The sequence below is a fragment of the Motiliproteus sediminis genome (assembly GCF_017912535.1).
Lineage (GTDB): Bacteria > Pseudomonadota > Gammaproteobacteria > Pseudomonadales > Balneatricaceae > Motiliproteus > Motiliproteus sediminis.
Window position 1 is genome coordinate 67,335 of sequence record NZ_JAERQK010000010.1, and the last position, 11,891, is coordinate 79,225.

Here is an 11,891-nt window from a genome sequence, read left to right on the forward strand (position 1 = left end):
GTTAGCTGCTGTGTCGGCTAGCCCTGACGGCGTTTACATGGCGGCCTTGCGGGCGGCGTCCAGCCAACCATCGACCAGCTTGCGGTTGGCCTTGATCCATTGCTCGGCGTGACGTTCGATATCCTTCTGGCTGTCTTCGCCGGCAGCGATCATCATGTTTTCCGCACTGACATCGTTGATTGGCAGCTTGGCCACTTCGAACAGCTTGGCCGCTGCGGGGTTGGCCTCGGCAAACGCCTTGTTGGCAACGATACGCTCGCTGTTGATGTCGAAACCGTAGTTTTTGCCGTTAGACAGCTTGGTGTCGGTGCCGTTGGGGTTGGCAGAAAAGGGAACTTCCAGCCAGACCACATCTCGGCCCGGAACCAGCTGCCCGGATACCCAGTAGGGGGTCCAGGTGTAGTAGAACACCGATTCACCCGCTTTGTAGCGCGAGATGGTGTCGGCGATGATGGCCGCGTACTGGCCCTGGTTGTGGTGCACGGTGTCGCGCAGTTTAAAGGCATCCAGTTGGTGTTCGATGACACCCTCGCAGCCCCAACCAGCCTGGCAGCCCGTCAGGTCTGCCTTGCCGTCGCCATTGGTGTCGAACAGCTTGGCGATCTCGGGTTTGGCAAAGTCCCCGACGTTGGTGATGTTGTACTTGTCGGCGGTCTTCTTGTCGATCAGGTAACCCTGTGCGGCGCCCTCGATGTAGTGGCCGGCGCGGTAGAACTTGTCGTCACCGCCGGCATTTTTGTACATGCTGTTATGCAGCGGGTACCAGTTGGTTGCCATAAAGGTCGCATCGCCATTGGCGATAGAGGTGTAGCCGGCGCTGTAATCAACTTCTTGTATCGGCTTAACGTCGTAGCCGAGCTCCTCCAGCGCTTTACTCAGCACCATCGTCTGAAAGGTTTCTTCGGCGATAGGGCTCTGTACCGGCTGCACGGTAACGCCCTTGCCGGGCATCTCCGCCGCAACGGCGCTGCCGGTCAGGGTGAGGGCGGCAATTGAGGCTATCCAGGTCTTCTTAGTGAGCATGGTTTATCCCTTTGCTTGCGATGAGTTTTTATCTTTGCCGGCAAACAGCCGGACGAACAGGGCCGCGGGGCCGCTGTCGTACCAGTTGCGTGTACCGCGTTCACGGGCGTCACGACCCAGCGATTGGGTCATGCGGTCGAGAATGATGGCGAGAATGACAATGCCGATGCCGCCCAAGGTGGCCAGGCCGATATCCAACCGACCGATGCCGCGCATTACCATCAGACCCAAGCCGCCCACGGCGATCATGGAGGCGATAACCACCATCGACAGCGCGAGCATCAGGGTTTGGTTCACCCCGGCCATGATGGTCGGCATCGCCAGGGGGAGCTGCACTTTGAACAACAGCTGAGAGCGGCTGGCGCCAAACGAGTGGGCGGCTTCGATGAGGTTGGCGGGGACCTGGCGGATGCCGAGGTTGGTCAGGCGGATAACCGGCGGAACGGCAAAGATGATGGTGACCACCACACCCGGAACGTTACCGATACCGAACAGCATGACGATAGGTACCAGATACACGAACGCCGGGGTGGTTTGCATGGCGTCCAGCACCGGGCGAACCAGATGATTGGCGGTTTCACTGCGGGCCATCCAGATTCCGGTGGGAATGCCGATCAGGGTGCAGAAAAACACCGAGGTCAGTACCAGCGACAGGGTGATCATCGATTCCTGCCACACCCCGATAGCGCCGAGTACGGTAAAACTGATGGCGGTGGCGATACCCAGTCGGCGCCCCGCCATCTGCCAGGCCAGCAGGCCGACCAGAACGATGAACAGCAGCGGGTGGACCGCTGACAGGGTGGCTTCGATAGCTGTCAGGGTGGCATCGATCGGCGTTTTGATAGCAGTAAAGAAGGGGCGGAAAAGAGGTACGAACCAGGCGATAAACTGCTCGACCCCCTCTTCGATGGGAAACCACGGCTGGGCGAATGGGTCGCTCAGGGAGTTGCCGGCTTCCGCTACCGGGTTGTCATTCTGGAGCCAATGGGAACCGCCGTTAGCACTGCCCGCATCGTTGCCAGCGCCGGCTTGGCCAGCGGCACCCCAGGGGTTGGCGCTGTTGTCGGCGGGGGCTTCTGTGGTCGACCAGGGGTTGGCCGGAGCCGGTTCGGCGGGCGCTTCGGTGGTGGCCCAGGGGTTGTTTTCGCTCATGCGGATACCTCACGGTCCAGGGCTTCCAGCAGCAGTGCTTTGCTGATGACGCCCAGATAGATCTGGTTGTCGTCCACTACCGGCACACTGCAGGGGGCCTGGGCTACAGTGCCGATCAGTTCGCCGATGGGCGTATCGCAGTGGAGCGGGAGCGGGTTGTCCAGCAGGGCATCGTCGAGGCGCTGGCCGTTGTTCAATACCTGCTTGAGCGAGTCAACTGAAACGGTGCCCACAAAGCGATTGCTTCTATCGACCACGTAACCGAAGTCACGATCGCTGTCTTCCAGCAGCTTCAAGCCGCTGCGCAGACCGTCCTGAGAATCCTTCTTGATCAGTGTCGCTTGCTTTTTCTGCGCTACTTCACGGGCTGAATACACATTGGTGATATCAACCCCCTTGAAGAAGGAGCGGACGTAGTCATTGGCGGGGTTGTTGAGAATCTCGTCCGGGGCGCCTACCTGCACAACACGTCCGTTTTGCATGATGGCGATGCGGTCACCGATCCGCATCGCTTCGTCCAGATCGTGCGAAATGAACACCACCGTGCGTTGGTGCTCGGCCTGCAGCCGCAGCAGCTCATCCTGCATTTCGGTACGAATCAGTGGATCAAGGGCGGAAAACGCTTCGTCCATCAACAGAATGGCGGGGTCGTTGGTGAGTGCCCGGGCCAGCCCGACCCGCTGCTGCATCCCGCCGGACAATTCGTCGGGATAGGATTCGGCCCAGCTGTCGAGGCCGACCTGGCGTAACGCCTCCATCGCCCGCTGGTAGCGGTCCTCCTTGCTGGCTCCGCAGAGCTCCAGGCCAAAGGCGGTATTGTCGATGATGTTCATGTGCGGCATCAGGGCGAATGACTGAAATACCATACTGATCTTGTTTCGCCGCACATCGCGCAGTTGGGTTTCATCCATTGCCGCGACGTTGTCGCCGTCGATCCAGACTTCACCGCGGGTCGGCTCAATGAGGCGGTTCAGCAGTCGCACCAGGGTGGATTTGCCGGACCCCGAGAGCCCCATCACCACAAAAATTTCACCTTCCCGGATATCGAAGCTGACGTCCTGAACGCCAATGGTAAGTCCGGTCTGTTCAAATATCTGGTCTTTATCGAGCCCCTGATCCAGCAGTTTGAATGCGTCATCGGGGGAGTCTCCAAACACTTTGAAAAGGTGTTTGACCCTAAGCTTGGTACTCATTAACGGCGGTTCCCGTTGCAGCTCATATGATTACAGAGCAAATTAATTCATCTGAATGGAAAGCGTTAAGATTACAGCTGTAAGTATAAAGTCGCAAACGGTTGGCCGTTAAACGCCGTTTTGCGCTGCCATAAAGGAGGTTGTTGCCGGTAAATGACGGGCTGTCGTTTGGAGTGCGTATTATTAGAGGGGTAATTAAGTGCCCGCTGAGGTTGGGTGTCTTTAGTTGGCCCCCAATCTCAGCGGCTGTGACGCTTCAAAGCGCGGTGCAGTAATCCCAGCAAGACCAGCATCAGCAACGCCCCTGCGGCGAGAATCAGCTTGGCACCTTGCAGCGCCGAATCGACGCGGTGAGTCATAACTTCGGCCCGCTGACGCTCCGCCGCAATCAGCTTGTCCGCCAGCTCAAGAAAACGGACCTCAGTGGCCTCAAACTGCTCTTTGAGATCGATGATGCTGAGCGAGGATGGTTCGCCCCCAAGGGCGTCGAGCAGGTGCGAGGCAGTCTGGCGCAACAGATTGCCTTCGTAAAACAGGCGCTCTGCGCCGGGACGATCGCCGGGATAGAGGCGGGTGACCAGCAGCCGGTAGCGATCAAGCTGTTGCTTGAACGATTGCTTGCCTTCACCGATCAAGCGGACCTCCTGCTGCTGCTGGATCTCCGCTTCGGCGACTGCTGCCGCCGGCTGAGGCTGCTGTAGGGAGTTATTCGCCGCTTTGGCCAGCAGTCCGTATTCGGCTGTTGAGGAGACGATCCGCATGGCGGCGTGGCGTATGCCAACCAGCGACTCCAGTACCTGGCCTGCATCGGTATGGGAGCGGTCATGGGTGCGGGCCGCCTGATCGAGGTTCGAGTGCAGCAGCATGCCGGTGGTGAGGGTAGTCAGTAGCAGGCAGATCTGCAGGGTGAGTAGATGCTGATTCACGTGTGACTCTGAAAATGTCGTTTAAATGTCGATGGATAGGGTACAGCAGGCACCGTCGCACAGCATAGCAGAGCCAAATCCAGGCTACAGGTAAACCTTAGTGGGGCGTCGGACTTGATGGCGAGTTAGCCCATGTCGCTTAGCAGCAGGGCCAGCGCCACGCTCCACATTAACAGACAGACGATCAGATCGAGTATGCGCCAGGCCTGGGGGTGGCGGAACAAGGGTGCCAGGGCGCGAGCGCTGAACGCCAGCGTGAAAAACCAGCACAGCGATGCCAGCACGGCACCGCCGGTAAACCAGGGCTGTGCCGTCGGGGCAAGGCGTCCGCCGATGGTGCCCAGCAGAATCAGAGTGTCCAGGTACACGTGCGGATTTAGCAGCGACAATGCCAGCGTGGTTAGCAGGGCGGCAGGCAAGTTTGCGGCGCCGCGTTGCTCGGCCCGCAGAGCCCCCGGGTGCAGTGCTGCCTTGAGTGCCAGGGCGCCGTAAACGGCCAGAAACAGCACCCCGCCCCAGGTGGCGGCCTGCAGCAGCAGCGGCGACTGGCGTATCAGCCAGCCGAGGCCAAGCACTCCGGCGGTGATCAGCAGCGCATCGATAAGGCTGCACAGCGCGGCCACCTGCCAGTGGAAACGGCGCAATAGTCCCTGAGTGAGCACAAAAGCATTTTGGGCTCCGATGGCGATGATCAGACCTGCGCTGGCGGCAAAACCTTGGGCAAAGGCGAGGCTGGCGGAGCTGGTGTCCATAAGCTTTAGGCTCTTGCACGACGATGACGGAGGCACAAGCCTAAAGAGGGGTGCATAATTAGTAAAATTAAAAAATATTTATCAATATAAGTACTGCTTATGTATCTCGATGATCGCCAGATTCAGACCTTTGCGGCGGTGGCCGACAACGGCAGCTTCGAACGGGCCGCGCAGCGCCTGCATCTGACCCAGTCCGCCGTTTCGCAGCGACTCAAGCAGCTGGAGGAGCGCCTGGGGCAGCTGTTGATCATTCGCAGCCAACCGCTGCAGTTGACCCCCGCGGGCGAACAGTTGTTGACCTACCACCGCCAGCAGCAGTTGTTGCAAGCGGAGCTGCTGGCAGGATTTGAGCAAACGTTCTCCGGGCCGGGGGAGATGGAGGGCGCCACTCGCCTGGCGATCGCGCTGAATGCCGACAGTCTGGCAACCTGGTTTCTCCCTGCGTTGCGCCCTCTGTTAGGCACACTACCAATACTGCTTGACCTGCGGGTCAGTGATCAGGATCAGACCCAGCGGTTCCTGCGTCGGGGCGAAGTGTTTGGCTGTATCAGTGCCAGCTCCGAACCGTTACAGGGGTGCAGCTGCAAGCCGTTGGGGGTGATGAGCTATCGCGCTGTGGCCAGCCCGGAGTTCATGCTGCGCTATTTCCCCGCTGGGGTGAGTGCCGAAGCCCTGAGGCGGGCTCCGGCCGTGGACTATGACTCTGATGACGCTCTGCAGCGCCGCTATCTGCAGCAACGGTTCGGGCTGGGGTCTGGTGATTATCCGCGCCACCGGGTGCCTTCTCCCGAAGCCTATTTGCAGCTGGTAGAAGCCGGTCTGGGCTGGGGAATGGTCCCGGATATGCAATCGGAGGCGCTACTGAGTCAGGGCCGGTTGCTGGAACTGACCCCGGGGCACCTGCAGCCGGTGGCGCTGTTCTGGCACCGGCTGCGGCTGCAGTCGAGCCGTCTGCAGGCGGTGGAGGAGACCTTGCTCAACTTTGCTGCTCGACACTTCTAACCGATTGGTGCGGCAACGGGTCCCCGTCCCTGGCGAATCGATCCGACTCGCGCAGCGGGAATGTTAGAGGTCGACAGGCTGCTCCAGTAATGCGATCAGACGACTGGTTTCGGCCGCGGAAAAGCGTAAGCCCAGTTTGCTGCGTCGCCAGAGTATGTCTTCTGCCGTGTGAGCCCATTCCTGCTGACGCATCCAGGCAAGTTCACGCAGGTACAGGTCGGCACCGATAAGTGCACCGAGGTCCTCCAGGTGGCGGGCATCGCCAAGCAACAAATTGATTTCGGTGCCGTAGCTGCGCACCCAACGGCGCAGCAGCCGCATCGGTAGCCAGGGGTAGCGGTGGCGATAGTGACGGTATAGCTGGCGCTGGTTGTCGAAGTCGCCGCCGGGTAGTACCAGTCGTTCGGGTGGTTCCCGCAGCGGTGTTGTCAGGTGTGGCGCCAGCCGTTGCAGAGCGCGTTCGGCCAGTGCTCTGAAACTGGTCAGTTTGCCGCCAAAAACACTCAGCAGCGGAGCCTCGGTTGCAGGCGCATCCAGTTCCAGAAGGTAGTCGCGACTGATCGCTGTCAGCGAGTCCGCGCGGTCATCCAGCAGGGGGCGAACACCGGCGAAGTGGTGGCGGATGTCGTCGGGACCCAGTTGGCGCACAAAATGGCGGTTGACCAGTTGCAGCAGGTAGTCCACTTCGTCATCGCTGACGTTGGCGGTGGCTGGATCACCCTGATGGATGATCTCGGTGGTGCCGATCAGCGAATAGTCGGTTTCATAGGGCAGCACGAATACGACTCTCTGGTCCTGAGGGTGTTGCAGCAGATAGGCGTGTGGAGAGGAACTCAGCGCCGGAACCACCAGATGGGAGCCTTTGACCAAACGTACCGGATGGGGCGAGGGGCGCTTGATAGTGTCTTTGAAACAGCTCTCTACCCAGGGCCCGGCGGCGTTGACCAGAGCCTGGGCGCGAACCGCCAGAGTGGTGTTCGGAGTGCCGCTCGCGGTCAACTGCAGCCGCCAGTGGCTGCCATCACGACGGGCATCGCTGCAGCGGTGGCGGGTGAGTACTCGCGCGCCGTCACGGGCAGCTTGACGCGCGCAACTGACCACCAGACGGGCATCGTCTACCCAGGCATCGGCATACTCGAAGCCATCGTCGTAGCGAGGATGCAGGGCCGAGTCGCCAAAACGGGTGCGGCGGGAGGCAGGCAGTCGGTTACGCCGGCCCAGATGATCATAAAGAAACAGCCCCAGACGCAGCATCCACGCAGGGCGCTGGCTATCCGCCAGCGGCAGGCGGAAGAGCAGTGGCCAGATCAGATGGGGTGCCATCTGCAACAGCCGTTCACGTTCACTGAGTGCTTCGCGCACCAGTCGAAAGTGGCCATGTTCGAGATAACGCAGTCCACCGTGAATCAGTTTACTACTGCGTGACGAGGTACCTTCAGCAAGGTCTCCCTGCTCGCATAGCAGTACCTTGAGACCACGCCTTGCGGCCTCCATGGCAATGCCAGTGCCGTTAATCCCGCCGCCGATCACCGCCAGATCTACTTCGATAGGTTGTTGCATACATCGGCCAGTGGCTGCTTTGCAGCTAGTATAGGTGTGTTGTTCAGAATGCTGGGGAGAGCGGTCGATGTTGACGCAGTTAAGGGATGCGGTCAGCGCAGATGCGCAGGCGATTGCCGTTTTGCTGGAGCAACTCGGTTACCCTACCGATGCCTCGCAGGTGGTCGATCGATTGCGGCGGCTGCGAGCCTGGCCTGAGGCCAGAGTGGTAGTGGCCTGTCGCAAAGAGGTGGTAGTCGGCATGATGCAGTTGCAGCGGGTGCCGGGGCTGGCCGAGCCCGATTATCTGGAGGTGCGCAGTCTGGTGGTGGAGCAGCGGGCTCGGGGTGAAGGGGTTGGGGCCATGCTGCTGGCTGAGGCCAGACGTGCTGTCAGCGAGGCGGGGCAACTGCGCATCCGTTGCAACGTGATTCGAACGGACGCCCATCGGTTTTACCAGCGCGAGGGGTTGCGGGTTCTGAAATCCCAGACCCTGTTTGGCTGGGGTGCGCGCTGACTCTGGGGTTGTGGTGTCAAAGCGGTTATTGTAACTGACACCGTGGCTCCAGAGACCCGTTGCAGGAGGTGAAGTGCTGGATAAATCGATGTTAATCAAGCTGGCTAATCAATCCATGCCATTCGGCAAGTACCAGGGGCGGGTGCTGATCGATCTGCCGGAGGAGTACCTGCTCTGGTTTGCCAAGCAGGGGTTTCCGCGGGGGGAACTGGGGCTATTGATGCAGCTGGCGCTGGAGATTCGGGTGGAAGGGCTTGAGACACTGGTGCGCCCCTTGAAAGGGATGCCCAAGCCATAACCTGCGTAGCGTTGACGCCTGCTAAAGGCTCGGTGGAAGCGGCCGGTTGCCGTTAGTGGCTGAGCACTGGCGGCACGTTCGGCATCGATAGCCCCTGCATGCTTTATGTCTGCATTGTCGGGACTGCTAAGTTGCTATAGTCTGTGTGGTTAATGACCAGTGGAGATTCTCAGGTGTCGTCGCTTCCGCCGAACCCCCCTGCCAGTATGGCGCTGCGTGCGATGTCGCGTATCGGGATAATTCTTATTCTGGTGGAAGTGATGGCTATGCTGGTGCTGGATGCTTTTGGCGCCCACCTGCACGGGTTTGCCAAGGCGATGGCCGACGCTGGTTTCCTGGTCTTCTTTTCCGCGCCCATGATCTATGGGTGGGTGGTGAAACCTTATATCGTCGATAAAGAGCGCCAGCTTGATGAGACCCGCTATCTGGCCCATCACGACGAACTCACCCAGCTCTGTAACCGGCGGATGTTTTACGACTATCTGGGACATCTGCTGCCGGGGCTACGCCGGCAGTCGCGCTGCGGGGTTCTGGTCTATATCGACCTGGACGGGTTCAAACCGATCAATGACGAATACGGCCACGCGATGGGCGATCTGGTGCTGGTGGAGGTCGCGCAGCGGCTGAATGATGCGGTCCGCGGTGAAGATGTGATCGCGCGTCTGGGGGGCGACGAGTTCGCCCTGCTGGTGCCGGATGCGGGGGCTGATCGAGAGGCTGCACATCAGCACGCAGAGGATGTCGCCCGACGCCTGCAGCAGTTGGTGTGCCAGCCGATGACCTTCAAGGGACAGCGCATTCAGGTGGGGTGCAGTATCGGGGTTCATCTGCTGGTGCCGGGAGATGATGGCCCTGAAGTGGCGATGAAAGCGGCCGATCAGGCCATGTACCGGGCTAAAGATCACCACGGTTGTATTGTCTTCTCTGATGCTATTGCCAAAGGCTGCTATGAGATCGTCAAGATCGGCGTAGCCGAGATTGACCACGAGCACGCCGAAATCGACCAGTTGCTGGCGGAGCTGATTCGAGGCAAGGGGAGTTGTCTGACCGGGTTGGATGCGTTCACAGCATTGGTCGAGATGCACTTTCACAATGAGGCCCAGATCAGTCGCAAGCTGGGGCTGAATATGACCCCTGAACACCTTCAGGCTCACCATGAGATGCTGACCGAACTGCGGCAGATGGCGGCGCAACGGCATCATGAGGATTGGGTCGATCAGCTCACCCGCATCGGTAGCCTGCTTGAAGATCACGTCAAGGTTCACGACCGCTGTTTGCGACAGGTGGGCGAGCAGTCGGTTCTGCAAAGCGCCTGATTCAGATCGACCCCGCCGACGTTCCATCGGTCCGGTGGAACTTTCCTTTCAAGCCTGCTTATCCCCCCCCCCACACAACCGCTTCCAGCGGGTACCGGTGTACGAAACCATTGACTCTGCAGGGGCTCGCACTGCCTCGGCGGCCAATGTTAGACGCCTTCCCGCACCAATTGATCCACCGGGTTAGTGGTTCCAGCGGAAACCACGACAGCGCTGCCCCATCAGGCGGCTGTCGAAGACCGAGCGAGCGGCTGCGCCCATCGCTGCACCCAGACAAACATGCAACGGCAAGAGGTGCTCTTCGCGCGGGTGACTGAAGCGGGCGTAGGGGGCCTGATACCAGTCACACAATTGCCGGTAACGCTGTTCCGGGGTTAGCTGCGCGTCGGTGCAGCAGATTGTCAGCCAGTCATCGAAGGCATCGCCGCGGTCAGGGGGCGCGCCCATCATCATCGCCGGCAGATTATGAAATGACATCCCCGAGCCGACGATCAGTACGTCCTGATCGCGCAGCGGTGTGAGTGCTTCGCCCAGGCGGATATGCTCAGCCGGGTCCAGCGAGCTAAGCAGTGACAGCTGCAGGCAGGGAATATCGGCAGCAGGGAATAGCAGTGACAGCGGAACGAACATACCGTGATCGAATCCGCGTTGCGCATCGGTGCCGGCACTGAAACCGGCGTTCTGCAACTGGGCCGCAATGCGGTTCGCAAGTGCCGGAGCACCAGGCGCCGGGTAGCGTAACTGGTAGGACTCGGGCGGGAAACCGTAATAATCGTAGATCAGCGCCGGGGCCGCAGCAGCGGTGAGGGTCGGTTGCCGCTGCTCCCAGTGAGCGCTGATGATCAGGATGGCATTGGGACGCGGCAGGGCGCTTCCGGTCTCGCTCAGCCAGTGGCTCAGCGGACGGTGATCGGGGTCGTCCAGCAGCGGCAACGGGCCGCCGCCGTGGGGCAGAAACAGGATCGGTTGTCGGCTGGTGCTAACCATCGAATAGAACTCGCTACGGGGCCGGCCACTTCAGTGGGCGGGCCAACGCGCTGATTATTTCATGGCTGCCGCGAACCGGCGCATTAAAACAGTGTTAACCGCAACAAGGGGACGGGCGCCACGGAAGGGGGCGTGGCACCCGCGTAGGGGGGGGGTCAGGAGGCTCGGGCGATCAGTTGGTTCTTGAAGTAACTGGCAGCCACTTGCACTAACTCTTTGCCCTGATAACGGCCGAGCATGTTGCAGTTGGTGCACAGTTCCGATTCGGCCTGGGTTTTTTCGCGCAGCTGGATCGCCTCACGTACGCTCATCGCGCTGATGTTGCCCAGGCTATGGTTGTGGGCCATGTCGTTGTAGCAGTACATGTAGTCGCCCAGTGAGGAGATAAACAGTGAGGTGTTGCGCGGCACGCACTTGAACTTGTTGCTGCTCCACTGCTTGACCATATCCCAAGTGCTGGGCACGAAGTCCAGATCCAGCGCGTTGAGGTTGTAGTGACGGATGATCTCGCGCAGGGTGCGGGTCTGGCTCTTTTCATCCTGAGTGCCGGCGCGGTTGTAGAAGTTGGGCGACATCCGCAGATCGTAGACCCCCTCACTGTGGAACCACTCGATGGTGGCGGGCAGGGTCTCGAGACACTCCGGCATCGGGGTCAGGCTCACTGACAGGTGAGTCTGTTTGAGCGTCTTTTGTGCGTGACTGATATTGGCCATCACCCGTTGCTGATCCAGATTGGTATGAACGCTTTTATACACCTCGGGATCAACGCTGGAGAAAGACACCATCACCATGCCGAGCGCGCCATCCAGGTGAGCCAGTTTGTCGGCATCCAGCCGCTCGCCATTAGACACCATGTCGAACTGCACCGGATGATCGCGCAGTTGGTCGATAAAATCGAAGAACTTGGGATGGGTGGTCGGCTCGCCGTAGCCAGCGATGATCACGCGAGCCAGGTCCTCAGGTTTGAGCCGTTGCAGCAACTGTTGGTGCAGCTCGGTGGTCATCAGCTTGGGGTTATTAATGACGTGGCGCGGGCACATGGCACACTTGGCGTTGCATTTGCTGGTCCATTCCACGTTCGCGGTGAGGCGGTAACTGCTCATGGGGACTCTCCCATCCATTGTTAATCGGTATGGGGGAGAGTCTAACGAGGCAAGCTTAAAGCTTACTTAAGGCAGGGCTATTT

The 11,891-nt window shown here is 59.9% G+C and carries 12 protein-coding genes; 4 read left to right on the top strand and 8 right to left on the bottom strand.

Annotated elements, in window-relative coordinates:
- Window positions 1-33 precede the first annotated feature (33 nt).
- From proX to JJQ76_RS15225, 5 genes are all read right to left on the bottom strand, one after another.
- Window positions 34-1,023, bottom strand: a complete 990-nt coding sequence (gene proX, locus JJQ76_RS15205; protein ID WP_210397743.1) for a glycine betaine/L-proline ABC transporter substrate-binding protein ProX — start codon at window positions 1,021-1,023, stop codon at window positions 34-36.
- A gap of 3 nt (window positions 1,024-1,026) precedes the next feature.
- Window positions 1,027-2,175: a glycine betaine/L-proline ABC transporter permease ProW gene (gene proW, locus JJQ76_RS15210; protein ID WP_210397744.1), complete on the bottom strand. Its 1,149-nt coding sequence runs from the start codon at window positions 2,173-2,175 to the stop codon at window positions 1,027-1,029.
- Window positions 2,172-3,368 (bottom strand): glycine betaine/L-proline ABC transporter ATP-binding protein ProV, encoded by a 1,197-nt coding sequence (gene proV, locus JJQ76_RS15215; RefSeq protein WP_210397746.1) that lies wholly within the window; start codon window positions 3,366-3,368, stop codon window positions 2,172-2,174. Before proV ends, proW begins: the two co-directional genes overlap by 4 nt.
- 239 nt (window positions 3,369-3,607) lie before the next feature.
- Window positions 3,608-4,294, bottom strand: coding sequence for a hypothetical protein (locus tag JJQ76_RS15220; protein WP_210397747.1), 687 nt, complete (start codon window positions 4,292-4,294; stop codon window positions 3,608-3,610).
- Window positions 4,295-4,419: 125 nt separating this feature from the next.
- The gene (locus JJQ76_RS15225) at window positions 4,420-5,046 is read right to left on the bottom strand and encodes a LysE/ArgO family amino acid transporter (RefSeq protein ID WP_210397749.1); all 627 of its coding nucleotides are present in this window, start codon (window positions 5,044-5,046) and stop codon (window positions 4,420-4,422) included.
- Window positions 5,047-5,145: 99 nt separating this feature from the next.
- Here JJQ76_RS15225 and JJQ76_RS15230 point away from each other — a divergent pair, with 99 nt between their 5' ends.
- Window positions 5,146-6,048 (top strand): LysR family transcriptional regulator ArgP, encoded by a 903-nt coding sequence (locus JJQ76_RS15230; protein WP_210397751.1) that lies wholly within the window; start codon window positions 5,146-5,148, stop codon window positions 6,046-6,048.
- A gap of 63 nt (window positions 6,049-6,111) precedes the next feature.
- Here the strand turns inward: JJQ76_RS15230 and glpD are convergent, their stop codons facing one another.
- Window positions 6,112-7,608, bottom strand: a complete 1,497-nt coding sequence (gene glpD / locus JJQ76_RS15235; RefSeq protein ID WP_210397753.1) for a glycerol-3-phosphate dehydrogenase — start codon at window positions 7,606-7,608, stop codon at window positions 6,112-6,114.
- A 67-nt stretch (window positions 7,609-7,675) separates the two neighbouring features.
- Between glpD and JJQ76_RS15240 the strand changes: the two genes are divergently transcribed.
- The 3 genes from JJQ76_RS15240 (at window position 7,676) to JJQ76_RS15250 (ending at window position 9,718) form a co-directional block, all read left to right on the top strand.
- Window positions 7,676-8,104 (top strand): GNAT family N-acetyltransferase, encoded by a 429-nt coding sequence (locus tag JJQ76_RS15240; RefSeq protein ID WP_210397755.1) that lies wholly within the window; start codon window positions 7,676-7,678, stop codon window positions 8,102-8,104.
- A gap of 88 nt (window positions 8,105-8,192) precedes the next feature.
- The gene (locus tag JJQ76_RS15245; RefSeq protein ID WP_246480947.1) at window positions 8,193-8,402 is read left to right on the top strand and encodes a DUF3820 family protein; all 210 of its coding nucleotides are present in this window, start codon (window positions 8,193-8,195) and stop codon (window positions 8,400-8,402) included.
- A 173-nt stretch (window positions 8,403-8,575) separates the two neighbouring features.
- A complete protein-coding gene (locus JJQ76_RS15250; RefSeq protein WP_210397761.1) occupies window positions 8,576-9,718 on the top strand; it encodes a diguanylate cyclase domain-containing protein in 1,143 nt (380 codons plus the stop codon).
- A 183-nt stretch (window positions 9,719-9,901) separates the two neighbouring features.
- Here the strand turns inward: JJQ76_RS15250 and JJQ76_RS15255 are convergent, their stop codons facing one another.
- Both JJQ76_RS15255 and JJQ76_RS15260 read right to left on the bottom strand, forming a co-directional pair.
- Window positions 9,902-10,705, bottom strand: a complete 804-nt coding sequence (locus JJQ76_RS15255) for a DODA-type extradiol aromatic ring-opening family dioxygenase (protein ID WP_210397763.1) — start codon at window positions 10,703-10,705, stop codon at window positions 9,902-9,904.
- A gap of 155 nt (window positions 10,706-10,860) precedes the next feature.
- A complete protein-coding gene (locus JJQ76_RS15260; RefSeq protein WP_210397764.1) occupies window positions 10,861-11,808 on the bottom strand; it encodes a radical SAM protein in 948 nt (315 codons plus the stop codon).
- Window positions 11,809-11,891: the final 83 nt, after the last annotated feature.